Source organism: Streptomyces sp. NBC_00090, from assembly GCF_045160815.1.
Lineage (GTDB): Bacteria > Actinomycetota > Actinomycetes > Streptomycetales > Streptomycetaceae > Streptomyces.
In genome coordinates, this window is the sequence record NZ_CP108224.1 from 3,910,404 (window position 1) to 3,924,967 (window position 14,564).

The following is a 14,564-nucleotide window of genomic DNA, read 5'->3' on the forward strand; positions in this document are numbered from 1 at the left end:
TCAGGTCGAGACGCACGCACCGCTGCAGCCGATCCGGCGGACGCGGCGTCACAGCTCTTCCTCCGTCGGACCCCCCGAGGCCCGACATCCCATCAGGCCCCACAGCAGGGGACGTTCTAGAATCTCACCATAATGTCTCTTTTGCGGCTTACCGGAAGGTGCGGTCCCGCCGAACAGGTCATGGACGTGTTCCGGTGAGCGGGTACCGCCGCCGGGCCCATACCTCGGGCGGCGGTCCGACGGGCGACGAGGACATGCCGAACGGCGCCGCCCACCCCGGGCACGCCGCCGAGACGCCCACCCCCGCACAGCCCGCACAGCCCGCCGCCCGGACCCGTACCCGGTCCGACGCCGTCCGCACCTGGGCGGCACGCGGGATCCTGCCCCTCTCGGTCGCCCTCTGGCTGCTGTCGCTGCGCTCGGTCCCGCTCGACCGGATGCGCGACCTCGGACTGCTCCAGGTGCTGCCCCCGCTCTTCTGGACGGCGGCGGCCCTGCTCACCCTGGGTTTCTGCCTGACCCTGAGCGACCGCCGCGCCCACAGCGCCTGGCTGACCGGCTACGTGCTCGCGCTGATCGCCCTGCTCCACGCCACCCCCAGCCTGCTGTACCCGACCCTGCGCTACTCCTGGGCCTGGAAGCACCTGGCGGTCATCGACGCGATGATCCGGCACGACGGCGAGGTGCCGAACGCGGGCAAGTTCTCCGTCTACAACGACTGGCCGGGCTTCTTCCAGCTCCATGCGATGTTCCTGCGGACCACCGGCCTGGATTCGGCCGTCGGGTACGCCTCCTGGACGCCCCCGGTCGCCAACGTCCTGCTGCTCGCCCCGCTGCTCCTGCTCTACAGAAGCGTGACCCGCGACCGGCGGCTCGTGTGGGGCGCGGTCTGGATCTTCTACAGCTGCTCCTGGGTGGGTCAGGACTATTTCGCGCCGCAGTCCTTCGCCTTCCTGCTCTTCCTGACCGTGGTCGCCCTCCTCTTCCGGCAACTGCCGTCGTCGGCGCTCCCCCGCCCCGATCCGCGCCGCCGGGACGGCTGGCCGCCGGGCCTCCTCGCGGGCGTCGTGGTGATCGTGGCCGCGATCGTGGTCTCCCACCCGCTCACGCCGCTGATGCTGATCAGCGCCATGGCGCTGCTGTCCCTGCCCCGCCGCAGCCGACGGCTCGCACTGCCGGTACTGATCGCCGCGGTCGTCCTCACCGCCGTCTGGGACGCCACCGTGGCCCGGTCGTACATCTCCGTCAACATCACCTACATCGTCGAGTCCCTCACCGAGCCCGACCAGAACGTCTCCTCCGGACTGGCCGCCCTGGGCGACGCCGCTCCGGGGCAGATCCTGCTGTCCTGGGTCGACCGCGGGCTGTCGGCGGCGGTGGCCGTCCTGGCCCTGGCCGGCCTCCTGGCCCGCCGGTGGACCCGGCGCACCGGCCTGCCCCTGCTGGCCGCGGCCCCGCTGCCGGTGCTCGCCGTCAACGCCTACGGCGGCGAAATGATCTTCCGGGCCTATCTCTTCGCGCTGCCCGCCGCCGCGTTCCTGGTGGCGGCTCTCCTGCTGCCACCGGGTGGCCGGCGGCGCGCCGCGAGCACGCTCGCCGTCTACCCCGTCCTCCTCGCCATGTTCGGCGCGCTGGTCTTCGGCTACTACGGCAAGGAGGCCCTGAACCAGTACACCCTCAAGGAGGTCGCCGCCGCCCGTTACGTGATCGAGCACGCCTCACCGGGCTCGACGATCGTCACGCTCACCGCCGACGTGCCCGACCTCGACCTGGACTACGAGAAACACCGCCGGATCCAGCTGGCCTACCAGGAGACGGACGAGCAGACGCTGCTGGTGCGCGACCCGCTGGAGGGGGTGAAGGGCTACGTCTTCGGCGCCACCGCGGAGAGGCCCGCCTACGTCGTGCTCTCCCGGGCCCAGGACATGGAGCTCTACGTCACCGGAGCACTGCCGGCCGACGTCCCGGAGCGGCTCCAGGCCGCGTTGTCGGGCGCGCCGGGCTTCACACGTGTCTACGACAACGGCGACGCGGTCGTCTACCGCTATGTGACCCCACCACCGGACTGAGGAGGCACCTCATGACACTCCTGCGCCTGGGACTCGCCGCCTCCGGGTGGCTCGCGCTCCTCGCCACGGCGCTGCCGGACGCCGCCCCGGTGCGGGTGGCCGTCGTCACCGCGTTCCTGCTCGTCTGCCCGGGGCTCGCGGCCCTGCTCGCACTGCGGCCGGGTGCCCGCCCGGTGCGGGGCGGGCACCCGGCCGGGGCCCTGGAGGCCGCCCTTCTCACCCTCGTGCTCGGTCTCGCCCTGGCGACCCTCGTGGCCGTCGCGCTCTTCCTCGGCGGCGTCTTCACCGCCACCCGGTCCCTTCTCGCACTCGCCGTCCTGACCTCCGCCCTGGCCCTGCTGCCCGGCCGCCGGGTCGCGGCCCCGGTCGCGGGCCGGGAACGGTGAACGCGAAAGGCGCCCGCCGGTCCCTTCGGCGGGCGGCACTGGCGCTGTCGTCCGCTCTGCTGATGGCGGCCACCGCCTGCGCCGGACCGGCCGGCGGCACGCGGGCGGCCGAGACCACGGGGGCGGCCGTCCCCATGCCGACACCACCCGGCTCGTGGCGGATCGTCCTGGACGAGGACTTCGACGGAACGGAACTCGACGACCGGACGTGGACCACCTGCTACGACTGGAACAAGGACGGCTGCACCAACAGCGGCAACGACGAACTGCAGTGGTACCTGCCGGAGCAGGTCTCGGTGCGGGACGGCGAACTGACCCTCACCGCCGAGCGGCGCGAGACGGAGGGCAGCGACGACCGGACCTATCCGTGGACCTCCGGCATGATCTCCACCGGGCGGGACGACTGGTACGACGAGCCCCGGCGCACGTTCACGTACGGCTACTTCGAGGCGGCGATCAGGATCCCGTCCGAGGCGGGCATGTTCCCCGCGTTCTGGATGATGCCCGCCTCGAAGTTCACGCCGCCGGAGATCGACATCATGGAGTTCCTGGACACCACCCAGCAGGTCAGCATGTACGTGCACTGGATCGAGCCGGACGACGACGAGGAGCGGCAGAAAGGCACGTACGGACCGGTCGACTTCCCGGACCGGTTCCACGTCTTCGGCCTGCTGTGGGAGCCCGACAAGCTGGTCTGGTACGTGGACAACGTCGAACGCCTCCGGGTGACGGAGACGGAACGGATCCCGGACGTGCCCATGGAGGTGCTGCTCAACCTGGCGGTCGGGGTGCCGAACGAGCCTCCGGACACGGTCGACACGGCCCGGATGCACGTGGACTGGGTACGGGTGTGGCAGCGGTGAACCCTCCGGGCTCCGGCCCGCACCCTTCAGGAGACCGCCCTGTACGGCACGTTCAGCCGTGCCCTCAACCGGCGGTAGGCGCGCCAGCCCCTGGTCCGGGGCCCTTCGGAGAACGGCGCGACCGGCGCCGCGGCCCCCGTGGTCCACCGCCGGAACCGGTCCCGGTCCGTATCGGCGCGCACCATCAGCCGGGCGATGCGCAGCGGATCGTCACCTGCCGAGCTGAACGCGTCGCGCACCGCCGTGGCCGACGTCCACCCCGCCGTGCGCACCTGGTCGCGCACCGCGGGACTGGAGTACCCGTGCGGATAGGCGAACGAGGAGACCCGGTGACCGAGGAAGTCCTCCAACTCGCGTGCGCACCCCATCACTTCGTCCCATGCACGGCGGGCGGGCAGCGTGTCGAGCTGTGGATGCGTCCTCGTGTGGCCGCCGATCTCGACACCGTACGCGTCCAGCACGACGAGCTGTCGCCAGCTCAGCATCCGTGACTCCGGCGGGAAGACGGCGTCCGCAGGACCGCCGGCCCGGCCGCGCAGCGCGCCGGTGGTGACGTACAGGGTGGCGGGCAGGCCCAGCCGCGCGAGCAGGGGCAGCACGGTCGAGTGGAAGTCCTCGAAACCGTCGTCGAAGGTGAGGACCGCGGACCGGGCGGGGAGCGGCGGGCCGCCGCGCTGCGCCTCCACCAGCCGGCGCAGCGGCACGAGCCGCAGACCGCTGTCGGCGATCATCTCCAGCTGCTCGGCGAAGACACGCGGCCGGACCGTGAACGGTGCGATCCAGGACGGCGGGTCGGACGACACCGAGTGGTACAGGAAGACGGGCACGGCGGTCATGACAGCCCTCCGCGCGCTCCTCCGGCTCGTCCCGCGACGGGTACGGCGGCCGGTGCCGCGGCGGTGGACCGGTCCCCGCCGGGGACCGGCGCGGGGCGCCGGACCCGGCCCACGACGTAGCCCGCGACGGTCACCCCGACCCCTCCCACGAGCGCCGAGGCCGTGCGCAGACCGCCGGGGCGGCCGGGCCGCAGCGCCCGTACGAACGCCCGCGGGACGGTCGACCGCAGATAGGCGCGCTCGCTGGACAGGGCCGCGCGGGTGCTGCCGAGCCGGGCGACGTGCGCCTTGGACAGGCCCTCGGCGTAGCACCGCGCGACGAAGTACGCCCAGGTGGCGCGCGCCGCGGGCACGCGGTGACGGACCGCGGCGGCGGGTTCGTGGAGCAGGACGGCGTCCGGGCGGCGGGCCGCGATGCGGAGGCACAGCTCGGTCTCCTCGCAGCCGAGCGGGCGGGTCCCCACGCGCCCCAGGTCCGTACGGAACCCTCCGGCGCCGACCAGCTCGGACCGGCGGAAGGACATGTTGGCGCCGATGAAGTTCCGTACCGGGGCCGGCCGTGCGGGCAGCCCGCGGTACGAGCAGCCGACCACCCAGTCGAACTCGCGCGGGAACCACACCGGCCGCCGGGTGACCCACCACGGCCGGACCAGACCTCCGACGCCCACGACGGCGCGGTCGGCATAGCGGGCGAGCAGCCGCGCGGACCAGTCCGGATCGGCGGCCGCGTCGTCGTCGAGGAAGGCCACGACCTCGCAACGGGCGGCCGACACCCCGGTGTTGCGCGCCCCGGACAGCCCCTTGCGCTCGCCGTTGGTGAGCACCCGCACGCCGGGGAAGGCGGCGGAGGCCCTCTCGTACAGTTCACGGCAGTGGTCGACGACCAGCACGGTCTCCGCCACGGGGCGCCGCTGGGCACGCAACGACCCGATCGCCGTCCGCAGGTCGTCCCAGCGGTCGAGGGTGTAGGCGCAGACGACGACGGTCAGGCTCGGCACGGGGCCGGAACCGGTGTCGGCGTTGGTGTCGGCGTTGGTCTCGGTGTCGGCGTTGGTCTCGGTGTCGGCGTTGGTCTCGGTGCCGGTGTTGGTGTCGGTGTTCACGAGGACCTCCCGGATCCGGTCGTGAGCCAGCGCGCCCGCCAGATCAGCAGCGGCGCGGCGAGCAGGCACATGGTCACCAGCCAGGCGACGCCCGCCCCGGTGATCCCCAGCACCGGCATGAGCAGCTTGGTGAGCCCCAGGACCAGCACGCACATCGCGATCTGCACCCCGACCGCACACCGCAGCCGCCGGCGCGCCCGGCACACGTCGATGGCGAGGCTGACCACGATGTTCGGCAGGGCGGACAGGGCGAGGAGTCGCAGCAGGGTGGTTCCGTGTTCGGCGTACTCGGGGCCGAAGAAGGAGAGGATCTGCGGCGCCAGCGCGGCGACGAGGACGATGGCGGCGCCGACCAGCAGACCTGTGTGGCGCAGCATCCTCACCGCGTGCTCGACCAGCCGCTCCGGGCTGCTCACGGCCTCCACCACGAGGGAGCTGCCCACGTTGCGGGTCACCAGGTAGAGCATGTAGCCGACGATCCAGGCGAGCGAGAAGTAGGCGCTCTGCTCGGCGCCCAGATTGTTCAGGACCATCAGCGGGACCACGGTGTACGCCGCCATCCGGAACAGCGAGCCGAAGTAGTCGGCGGCCGCGTACCGCAGCGCCCGGTCCGGTCGCTTCGCCTCCGTCGACACCCGCACGTGCTCGGGTACGGCCCGCCGCAGCAGCACGAAGTTGGCGACGACGAGGGAGACGGCGAGCGCCCCGACCCAGGAGAGCAGGATGCCGGAGAACAGCGCCAGTGCCGCGCCCATGCCGAGCAGCCCGATCTTCACGCAGGCGAAGATCACGTTCTCGCCCACCACCCAGCCGGGCCGCCGCACCGCGGTCAGCGCACCGTCCTGCATCACGAAGACGGCGTATCCGGCGGTGGCGGCGACGAAGCAGGCGGCGGTCACAGGGGTCAGCAGGAAGCCGAGGCCGGGGGCGACGGCGGGTACGAGCAGCAGGAAGCCCATGGCGACCAGGGCGCTGACGACGGCGCTCACGGCGTAGCAGAGGAGGATCATCCGGCGGGTGTGGTGGCCGGCGGAGGGCACGAACCGGACGAGGAAGTCGGACAGGTTGAGCTGGCCGATGCTGGCCAGCAGCAGGGTCATGGAGAGCGCGGAGTAGCTGAGGCCCACCACCTCCTCGTCGTACCAGTGCGTGGCCAGGACCCAGAAGATGGAGCCCAGCGCGGCGCTGACGAGGGAGCTGATCGCGAGGAGGTGCCCGTTGCGCAGCAGCGGGTCACGGGGGAACACCGCGGCGACGCCGGACCGGACCATCGCGCCGAGCGAGCGCCGCGTGTCGGGGGGAGGCCGGTCCCCTCCGGCCGCCGGAGCTCCTCGGGCGGGCCGCGGGGCCGGGGAGGGCCGCGCGGATCGGGTGCCCTGGACGACGTACGCGGCGGGGCCACGCTGTGCCGGCCCGGTCGCGCGGGCGCCCGGGGCGGGGCCCGTCCCCGGCTTCCGCGGCGCGGTCATCGGTCTCCGCCCCGCCTCCGCGGGTCGCGGCGCGCGAGGTCACCGTGGCGGGGTTCGGTCCGCCGTCGTATGCGCCGCTCGATCCGTCGGCTGCGCAGGTAGCCGTACGGTCCGTAGAGCATGCCCCGCAGCTCCAGGCGGGCGAGCCTGGACGGTGCGGCGCCGCGGCCGGTGGCCGGTCCGGCACGTTCGCGGTTCCTGGCGATCGCGTACCGCACGCCGCCGGGCAGCCGTCGCAGCAGCGCGGGCAGCATGCGTGGTTCGTGGACGATCGCCGCGGCCAGATAGGCGCCGAAGCCCGCGCCGTAGCCGAACGCCTGCGCGTCGAGCGCTTCGGGGGTGCGTCGGTGCCGGTGCCAGACGATCGCGGCGGGCTCGTAGGCGAGGGAGCGGCCGCGGGCCAGCACCCGGAAGAAGGACAGCAGATCGTCACCACCGTGCGCGGGGGTGCCGACGCCGGTGGCGGGGTCGAAGCCGCCGAGGCCACGCAGCAGTTCCGTACGGAAGGCCATGTTCGCGCCGGAGCCGAAACGGCCCGCGGTGAACGGGAACAGCGGGTCCGCGGACGGGGCCCGCAGCGACCAGGTGCGGGGGGCGTACCCCTTCGCGAAAGCGCCGTGCCGCTCCAGCGCGACCTGCGCCTCGGTGTCCAGCTCGGCGGGGACGATGAGCCCGGTGACGCATCCGGTGCGGGGGTCCGCCAGGAAGGGCGCGGCGAGCGCGGTCAGCCACAGCGGGTCGACGAGCGTGTCGTCGTCGGTGAAGGCGGTGATGTCTCCACGGGCCGCCGCGAGCCCCCGGTTGTGGGCACGGGCGAGACCGGGCACGGGTTCGCGCAGATACCGGACGGTGGGGCGGTGGTTCCGCAGGGGCCCGCCGTCGTCCCGCGGGCCGCCGCGGTTCCGCCGGGGCCCGCCGCCGTCCCGCGTCCCGCCGTACTCCCGCCGGACCAGTTCCTCCGTGGACGTGTCCGCCGGGGCGTTGTCCACCACGATCACCTCGAACCGCGGGTACGTCAGTGCCAGCAGCGAATCCAGGCAGTCGCGCAGCATCCCGGTGCGGTTCCTCGTGGCCACGATCACGCTGATCACGGGTGCCTCGACGAACGTCAAGTGCGGCTCGCCGAGGCCGATGTCCTCATCGGTGACCGTGAACTCCCGCAGCGCCGCGGCCGCGAGCGCCCGCCACAACTCCTCGGGCCCACGGCCGGACGCCTCGGCCATCCCCAGCGGACGGCCGTTGTACCGCACGAGCCCGAGCGCGCGGCCGGACGGCCTGGTCCGCACCCCGCCCCCGGGGCGCCGGAACGCCCCGGGCTCGGCGAGGTCGATGTCCACGACGGGCAGCGGTGCGGCCCCGCTGCCGCCGGTCACGGCGTACTCCGCTCCTGCGGGGCGGACGCCGGCTGTGCGCCGGGACGCTCGGAGAGGAGCGTGCGCAGCACCCGGCGCCCGTCGGAGATCGCGTGCAGGTTGGACCGTCCGTTGCGGCGGGGCAGTTCGAGGCTCGGGACCTCGGCGATCCGGAGTCCGGAGCGCAGGGCGTGCACGATCATCTCGGACTCGATCTCGAAACCGGTGGCGTGCAGGTCCAGTTGGTCGAGGAAGCTGCGCCGGAACGCGCAGAAGCCGTAGCAGAGGTCGGTCAGTGAGGCGTCGTAGAGCCGGTTCACGAGGGCGAGCAGGGCGTGGTTGCCGAGCCGGCGGAAGCGGGTGATGTCGAGGGAGCCGCCGCCCTCGACGAAGCGGGAGCCCTTGACGAAGTCGTAGCCGTTCTCGAGGAAGTGCACGAAGTGCGGGATCTCGCCGGGGGACATGCTGCCGTCGGCGTCCATCATCACCACGTAGTCGCCACGCGCCGCGAGGAAGCCGGTGCGCAGTGCGTTCCCCTTGCCGGATCCGCTCTGCCGCAGGCTGCGGACCGTGGGCAGGATCCGGGTCGCGACGCGGACCGTGGCGTCGTGGGAGTCGCCGTCGATGAGCAGGACCTCGCCGACGCAGTCCGGGATCTGTTCGAAGACCCAGGGGATGTTGCGCGCCTCGTTGAGAGCCGGGATCACCAGACTCACGGCGGGGCGGGTCGGCACCCTGTCCGCGGCCCGCCGCAGGGGATGTGGAGACGTGTCGGTCGAGCGGCGGAGCGGGTGGTCGTCGGGCTGGGAGTCGACGCTCTGCGGCAGAGACGGGAGAAACGGCAGAGTCGGGTGAGTGGTCATGATGGCTCCGGGATCGAATCGGTGCACGGTCGCGTCGTGCTGCGGAGGCCGTCCGCCGGAGTGTGTGTTCAGGGGGTGTGCTCGGTGATTTCACCCTCTGGGATGCACCATACGTTTACGTCGTATATGTACACTTTATACCTGGATGTTCCGCGGTCAAGGCGGGCTTTTCACCCAGGCCGGCCACAACGGACCGCACAGTGAAAGCGGGCACATGGCGATCGAGAAGGACCCCGCGGCAGGGCCCCCCGCATCGGGGCGTCGGGCTCCGGGTCGGCGCGCCGGCGACCACGGGCGCTACGGCCGCCTGAGCCGCGAGCGCGTGCTCGCCACCGCCCTGGAGCTGGTCGACCGCGAGGGACTGTCCGCGCTGAGCATGCGCAGGACCGGCGCGGAGCTCGGAGTGGAGGCCATGGCGCTGTACCGGTACGCCGCCGGGAAGGACGCGCTGCTCGACGGTCTGGTGGAGGCCCTCTACACCGAGCTGGAGGAAAAGCTGGCCGCCTCCGCCGAGGCACCCGGATGGCGGGACGAACTCCACCGGGTCGCCGCCGCGACCTACCGGGTCGCCCTCGCCCATCCCCAGGTGGCCCCGCTCCTGGCCACCCGCATGCTGGCGGTCCCGCTCGCCCGCCGCCCGCTCGCCGTCCTCAGGGACCACGAGCGGATCCTGGCCCTCCTGGACCGGGCGGGTCTGGACGAGGACGCCACCGTCATGGCCTTCCGGGCCGTCACCGGCTGGGTCCTCGGCTACATCCTCGGAGACCTGCGGGCCATGGTCGACAACCCCGACGAGCCCGATCCCGCCTTCCGCCTCGGCCTGCACCGCATGCCGGCCCGCGAGCTCCCCCGCCTGCGCGCCGCCGCCCCGACACTCGCCCGGCGCGGCGCCCCGGAGGGCCTGGCCATCGGCCTCGACGCGCTCCTGGACCGATTCGTACCCGGAGCCTGACAGCGGGCCGGCGGGCCGCCCGTGGCTTACGGGGTGAGCCCGCGGACCAGCAGATCGAGCAGCGCGCACACGAACAGACTGATCCCGATGAAACCGTTCGTCGTGAAGAACGCCCGGTTGAGGCGGGACAGGTCGTTCGGCTTCACGATCGAGTGCTCGTAGCAGAAGGCCGCCGCCACGATCACCAGACCGGTCCAGAGGAACATCCCCGCGTCCGTGACCACGGCGTACCAGACGAGCAGTCCCGTCGTGACGACGGCCGAGGCGCGGGCGCCCCACAGCGCGGCCGGAATGCCGAAGCGCGCCGGGACGGACATGACACCGTGGGCGCGGTCCGCCTGGACGTCCTGGCAGGCGAAGATCAGGTCGAAGCCGCCGATCCAGACCCCGACCGCGAGGCCGAGGATCACCGCGTCCCAGGACCACTCGCCGGTCACCGCGAGCCAGGCGCCGATCGGCCCTATGGCCTGGGCGAGCCCGAGGATCGCGTGCGGGAAGTTCGTGAACCGCTTGCCGTACGGGTAGACGACCATCGGGATGACGGCGAGCGGCGCGAGCGCCAGGCAGAGCGGGTTGAGGAGGGCGGCGGCTCCCAGGAACACCACGACCGCGATCCCGGCCCCGGTCCACGCCGACCGCACGGACACCGCCCCGGTCACCAGCTCGCGCCCCGCCGTCCGCGGATTGCGGGCGTCGATCTCGCGGTCGATGATCCGGTTGCAGGCCATGGCGAAGGTCCGCAGCCCCACCATGCAGACGGTGACGAGGAAGAGCGTCCACCAGTGGATGTTCCGGTCGACCTGGAACATCGCGGTGAGCGCGGCGGTGTACGCGAAGGGCAGCGCGAAGACCGAGTGCTCGATCATCACGAGGCGCAGGAAAGCCTTCGCACGCCCCGGCTGTGCGCCCGGTACGGCGGCCGTGGTCACAGGCCGTACTCCTTCCAGCGGCGGTCCACCAGGGCCGCCGTCGCCGGGTCGGACTCCACCATGTCCGGCCAGCCGCCGTCCCGGGTGTAGCCCTCCTCGGGCAGCTTCTTCGTGGCGTCGATACCGGCCTTGCCGCCCCAGAACTGCTGGTAGGAGGCGTGGTCGAGATGATCGACGGGCCCTTCGACGACGGTCAGGTCACGCGCGTAGTCGGTGTTCCCCAGAGCTCGCCAGGAGACCTCGTGCAGGTCGTGGACGTCGCAGTCCTTGTCCACCACGATGATCAGCTTGGTCAGCGACATCATGTGCGCGCCCCAGATGGCGTGCATGACCTTCTGCGCGTGCTTCGGGTACTTCTTGTCGATCGAGACGATGGCGCAGTTGTGGAAGCCGCCCGACTCCGGCAGGTGGTAGTCGACGATGTCCGGCACGATGATCTTGAGCAGGGGCAGGAAGAACCGCTCCGTCGCCCGCCCCAGCGGCCCGTCCTCGGTCGGCGGCCGGCCGACGACGATCGACTGGAGCAGCGGACGCTTCCGCATCGTCACGCAGTCGATCTTCAGCGCGGGGAACGGTTCCTGCGGGGTGTAGAAGCCGGTGTGGTCGCCGAAGGGACCCTCCGGCAGCGTCTCGCCGGGCTCCAGCCAGCCCTCGACGACGACCTCGGCATTGGCCGGGACCTGGAGCGGGACGGTCTTGCAGTCGACCATCTCGATCCGCTTGCCCTGCACGAAGCCGGCGAAGAGGTACTCGTCGATGTCGCCCGGCAGCGGAGCCGTCGAGGCGTACGTGACGGCCGGCGGGCAGCCGAAGGCGATGGCGACGGGCAGCCGCTCGCCGCGGGCCGCCGCCACCGCGTAGTGGTTGCGGCTGTCCTTGTGGATCTGCCAGTGCATGCCGATGGTGCGCTTGTCGTGCCGCTGGAGCCGGTAGAGCCCCAGGTTCCGCACCCCGGTCTCCGGGTGCTTGGTGTGGGTCAGCCCCAGGTTGAAGAAGGAGCCGCCGTCCTTGGGCCAGGTGAAGAGCGCCGGCAGCGTGTCGAGGTCGACGTCGTCACCGGTGAGGACGACCTCCTGCACGGGGGCGGCGTCGGACTTCACCTTCTTCGGCGGCACGTGGACCATCGAGCCGAGCTTGCCGAAGGCCTCGCGGATCCCGACGAAACCGTGCGGAAGCTCGGGCTTGAGGAGCCCGCCGATCTTCTCGCTGATCTCGCCGTACGACTTCAGCCCGAGGGCCTTGAGCAGTCGGCGGTCGGTCCCGAAGACGTTCATCGCGAGCGGCATCGAGGAGCCCTTGACGTTCTCGAAGAGAAGCGCCGGGCCTCCTGCCTTGTTCACCCGGTCGACGATCTCCCCGACCTCCAGGTACGGGTCGACTTCGGCCTTGATGCGCTTGAGGTCGCCTTCGCGCTCAAGGGCCCTGAGCAGCGAGCGGAGATCGTCGTAAGCCATAAGGGCCAGTATCGGTCACCGGCTACCCTTGACCTGTCACCGGGGCCGCCGAAACGCGCCCCCGCCACCGCTTCCAGGGGGCTGTCCCACATGCTCAGGGCGCTGTTGTACATCCTGCCGCTGGCGCTGACGATCTACGCCTTCATCGACTGCCTGAACACCCCGGAGGAAGAGACCAAGCACCTGCCGAAGGTGGTCTGGGTCATCATCATCCTGCTGTTCTGGATCGTCGGGCCGATCGTGTGGTTCTTCGCGGGCAAGGTGCGGCGCGCCGCCTCGGCGCGGGGCCGGTCGGGCGGCTGGGTCGCCCCCGACGACAACCCCGAGTTCCTGAAGTCCCTCAAGCGGGACGGCCCCACTGACGACTCCGCCCGCGACTCCGCCCGCGACTCCGCTCCCGGCTCCGCTCCCAAGGACGACGACGCCGTCCTGGACGAGCTGGAGGCGGACCTGCGCCGCAGCGAGGAAGAGCCGAAGAAGCGCGAGAGCGGCGAGGACACCGAGAGCTGATGGAGCTCAGGCTCCTCGTCACCTTCGAGAAGGTCGCCGACGTCCTCTCCTTCACCCGGGCCGCCGCCGACCTGGGCTACGCCCAGTCGAGCGTCACCGGCCAGATCCGGTCCCTGGAGTCCTCGCTCGGCGTGGAGCTGTTCGAGCGGCTCGGCAGCCGCATCCGGCTCACCGAGGCCGGGGAGCGGCTCCTGCCGTACGCCCGCCGGATGACCGAGCTGGCCGAGGAGGCCCGTACCGCCGTCGCGAGCGCGGCCGAACCCTCGGGAACGATCGCCGTCGGCACCATGGAGTCGCTCACCTCCTACCGGCTGCCGCCGCTCCTGGAGTACTTCCACCACCGCTACCCGAAGGTGCGGCTGACGCTGCGGCCCACCCTGGGCGACGCGACCCGGCAGGCGCTGCGGCAGGGCACGTACGACGTGGGCTTCCTGATGGAGCCGGACACCGAGCACGAGGGCCTGGAGTCGGAGGTCCTCGCGCCCGAACCGCTGGTCCTGGTCGCCGGCCCCGGCCACCCCCTGGCGGGGCGTACGGGGCTGACGAGCGCGGACCTGGCGGCGGCCCGCCTGGTGGGCACCGAACCGGGCTGCCCGTACCGCGACCTCTTCGAGGAGGAGCTGCGGGAGTGGGCGCCGCCGTTCATGGAGTTCGGCACGATCGAGGCGACGAAGCGGGGCGTGGCCTCGGGCCTGGGGGTGGCCCTGCTGCCCCGGGTGGCGGTAGCGGAGGAACTGGCCTCCGGCACCCTGACCGCCCTGGACTGGGAGGCCCCGTTCACCCTCTTCACGCAGCTCGCGTGGCGGCGGGGGAAGAAGCTCCCGGCGCATGTCCGCCTGTTCGTGGAGCAGGCGCGGCGACTGGTGTCCGAGCAGAGCCGGCCAGTGTGACCTTGAGACTGGCGAGAACGATGAGCGGGACGCCGAGCGCCTGAACGAGCCCGATGTGGTGCCCGTACACCGCCCAGTCGACGCCCATGGCGACGGCCGGGTAGGTGAAGGCGAGGACGGCGATCTTGGCGGTCGGCAGCTTGGCGTAGGCGGCGTACATGAGCACGTACATCAGCCCGGTGTGGATGAGGCCCAGCCCACCCAGCCACAGCCACCCTCCCCCGATCCCGGCGACGGCGCCGAAGTCGGCGAAGGGCAGCAGCAGCGGCAGTCCGACGAGGACCTGGACGAGTGCGACGAGGTGCGGCCGGACGCCGGTGATCCGCTTGGTGACGAAGGTGGCGAGGGCGTAGAGGACGGCGGCGGCGAGCGCGAAGCCGAGCCCCTTGAGGGAGGCGGTGTCCCCGGGCCGCACCCCGGAGACGAGGACGAGCCCGGCGAAGGCAACGGCCAGCCACGCGAGCTTCCCGCCGGAGATCCGCTCCCGCATGAACACCGCCCCGAGCAGCACGAGGAAGAACGGCTGCGTGTGGTAGACGACGGTGGCGAGGGAGATCGAGGTGGCCTCGTAAGCCTCGAACAAGAAGACCCAGTTGAAGACGATGAACACCCCGCCGAGAGCGGCGAGCCCGAGCTTCTTCGCGGTGAACCCGTGCCCGGTGAAGAACCCCCGGGCGAGGCTGTACGCCCCGAGCGCGGCGGCGCCGAACAAGCACCGGAAGAACACCACCTCGAAGGGCGAGGCCCCGGACTCGACGACGAAGACGCCGAGGGTGCCGGAGAGCACCATGGCCAGGGTGAGTTCGACGGTTCCCCGCGTTTCGTTTCTCATGGCAGCGACGCTACGAGCGGGGCCCGGCCCCGGTCCACGAGCCAGTGGGCCGTCCT

Annotated in this window: 14 protein-coding genes; 6 read left to right on the top strand and 8 right to left on the bottom strand. The window is 72.0% G+C overall.

All coding sequences use genetic code 11. From position 1 onward, the window contains the following. Positions 1 to 194 precede the first annotated feature (194 nt). From OG361_RS17215 to OG361_RS17225, 3 genes are all read left to right on the top strand, one after another. Positions 195 to 2,069 carry a glycosyltransferase gene (locus OG361_RS17215; protein WP_405854511.1) on the top strand — a complete coding sequence of 625 codons (1,875 nt, stop codon included), beginning with the start codon at positions 195 to 197 and terminating at the stop codon, positions 2,067 to 2,069. A gap of 11 nt (positions 2,070 to 2,080) precedes the next feature. Further along, complete coding sequence (locus OG361_RS17220) at positions 2,081 to 2,455, top strand: hypothetical protein (RefSeq protein ID WP_405854513.1); 375 nt, start codon at positions 2,081 to 2,083, stop codon at positions 2,453 to 2,455. Positions 2,456 to 2,517: 62 nt separating this feature from the next. After that, positions 2,518 to 3,318 (top strand): family 16 glycosylhydrolase, encoded by an 801-nt coding sequence (locus OG361_RS17225; protein ID WP_405854515.1) that lies wholly within the window; start codon positions 2,518 to 2,520, stop codon positions 3,316 to 3,318. A gap of 26 nt (positions 3,319 to 3,344) precedes the next feature. Here OG361_RS17225 and OG361_RS17230 read toward each other — a convergent pair whose 3' ends face one another. The 5 genes from OG361_RS17230 to OG361_RS17250 all read right to left on the bottom strand — a co-directional run bounded on the left by OG361_RS17230 (position 3,345) and on the right by OG361_RS17250 (position 8,941). Continuing rightward, complete coding sequence (locus tag OG361_RS17230; RefSeq protein ID WP_405854517.1) at positions 3,345 to 4,154, bottom strand: polysaccharide deacetylase family protein; 810 nt, start codon at positions 4,152 to 4,154, stop codon at positions 3,345 to 3,347. After that, a complete protein-coding gene (locus OG361_RS17235; protein WP_405862301.1) occupies positions 4,151 to 5,152 on the bottom strand; it encodes a glycosyltransferase family 2 protein in 1,002 nt (333 codons plus the stop codon). The genes OG361_RS17230 and OG361_RS17235 overlap by 4 nt, the downstream gene beginning before the upstream one ends. Positions 5,153 to 5,253: 101 nt before the next feature. Further along, complete coding sequence (locus OG361_RS17240) at positions 5,254 to 6,726, bottom strand: hypothetical protein (RefSeq protein ID WP_405854519.1); 1,473 nt, start codon at positions 6,724 to 6,726, stop codon at positions 5,254 to 5,256. Further along, positions 6,723 to 8,099, bottom strand: coding sequence for a glycosyltransferase (locus OG361_RS17245; RefSeq protein WP_405854521.1), 1,377 nt, complete (start codon positions 8,097 to 8,099; stop codon positions 6,723 to 6,725). Before OG361_RS17245 ends, OG361_RS17240 begins: the two co-directional genes overlap by 4 nt. Next, positions 8,096 to 8,941 (bottom strand): glycosyltransferase family 2 protein, encoded by an 846-nt coding sequence (locus tag OG361_RS17250; RefSeq protein WP_405854523.1) that lies wholly within the window; start codon positions 8,939 to 8,941, stop codon positions 8,096 to 8,098. Before OG361_RS17250 ends, OG361_RS17245 begins: the two co-directional genes overlap by 4 nt. Before the next feature lie 214 nt (positions 8,942 to 9,155). Here OG361_RS17250 and OG361_RS17255 point away from each other — a divergent pair, with 214 nt between their 5' ends. Then, positions 9,156 to 9,893 carry a TetR/AcrR family transcriptional regulator gene (locus OG361_RS17255; protein ID WP_405854525.1) on the top strand — a complete coding sequence of 246 codons (738 nt, stop codon included), beginning with the start codon at positions 9,156 to 9,158 and terminating at the stop codon, positions 9,891 to 9,893. Positions 9,894 to 9,919: 26 nt separating this feature from the next. On the opposite strand, the gene mqnP is transcribed toward OG361_RS17255, so the two are convergent. Then, a complete protein-coding gene (mqnP, locus tag OG361_RS17260) occupies positions 9,920 to 10,822 on the bottom strand; it encodes a menaquinone biosynthesis prenyltransferase MqnP (RefSeq protein WP_405854527.1) in 903 nt (300 codons plus the stop codon). Continuing rightward, positions 10,819 to 12,276, bottom strand: a complete 1,458-nt coding sequence (locus OG361_RS17265) for a menaquinone biosynthesis decarboxylase (RefSeq protein ID WP_405854529.1) — start codon at positions 12,274 to 12,276, stop codon at positions 10,819 to 10,821. The genes mqnP and OG361_RS17265 overlap by 4 nt, the downstream gene beginning before the upstream one ends. A 90-nt stretch (positions 12,277 to 12,366) precedes the next feature. Between OG361_RS17265 and OG361_RS17270 the strand changes: the two genes are divergently transcribed. Then, positions 12,367 to 12,786, top strand: a complete 420-nt coding sequence (locus OG361_RS17270) for a PLD nuclease N-terminal domain-containing protein (RefSeq protein WP_405854531.1) — start codon at positions 12,367 to 12,369, stop codon at positions 12,784 to 12,786. Beyond that, entirely contained in the window at positions 12,786 to 13,676 is an 891-nt protein-coding gene (locus tag OG361_RS17275) for a LysR family transcriptional regulator (RefSeq protein WP_405854533.1), read from the top strand. The genes OG361_RS17270 and OG361_RS17275 overlap by 1 nt, the downstream gene beginning before the upstream one ends. Here OG361_RS17275 and OG361_RS17280 read toward each other — a convergent pair. Next, positions 13,573 to 14,508: a DMT family transporter gene (locus OG361_RS17280; protein WP_405854535.1), complete on the bottom strand. Its 936-nt coding sequence runs from the start codon at positions 14,506 to 14,508 to the stop codon at positions 13,573 to 13,575. The two genes, OG361_RS17275 and OG361_RS17280, sit on opposite strands and share 104 nt — an antisense overlap. Between the last annotated feature and the right edge of the window lie 56 nt (positions 14,509 to 14,564).

Bases quoted from the DNA above. Each gene is read 5' to 3' on its own strand.
- OG361_RS17280 (WP_405854535.1), bottom strand. From the start codon at position 14,508: ATGAGAAACGAAACGCGGGGAACCGTCGAACTCACCCTGGCCATGGTG.
- OG361_RS17265 (WP_405854529.1), bottom strand. From the start codon at position 12,276: ATGGCTTACGACGATCTCCGCTCGCTGCTCAGGGCCCTTGAGCGCGAA.
- OG361_RS17220 (WP_405854513.1), top strand. From the start codon at position 2,081: ATGACACTCCTGCGCCTGGGACTCGCCGCCTCCGGGTGGCTCGCGCTC.
- OG361_RS17225 (WP_405854515.1), top strand. From the start codon at position 2,518: ATGGCGGCCACCGCCTGCGCCGGACCGGCCGGCGGCACGCGGGCGGCC.
- OG361_RS17270 (WP_405854531.1), top strand. From the start codon at position 12,367: ATGCTCAGGGCGCTGTTGTACATCCTGCCGCTGGCGCTGACGATCTAC.
- OG361_RS17240 (WP_405854519.1), bottom strand. From the start codon at position 6,726: ATGACCGCGCCGCGGAAGCCGGGGACGGGCCCCGCCCCGGGCGCCCGC.
- OG361_RS17250 (WP_405854523.1), bottom strand. From the start codon at position 8,941: ATGACCACTCACCCGACTCTGCCGTTTCTCCCGTCTCTGCCGCAGAGC.
- OG361_RS17230 (WP_405854517.1), bottom strand. From the start codon at position 4,154: ATGACCGCCGTGCCCGTCTTCCTGTACCACTCGGTGTCGTCCGACCCG.
- OG361_RS17275 (WP_405854533.1), top strand. From the start codon at position 12,786: ATGGAGCTCAGGCTCCTCGTCACCTTCGAGAAGGTCGCCGACGTCCTC.
- OG361_RS17255 (WP_405854525.1), top strand. From the start codon at position 9,156: ATGGCGATCGAGAAGGACCCCGCGGCAGGGCCCCCCGCATCGGGGCGT.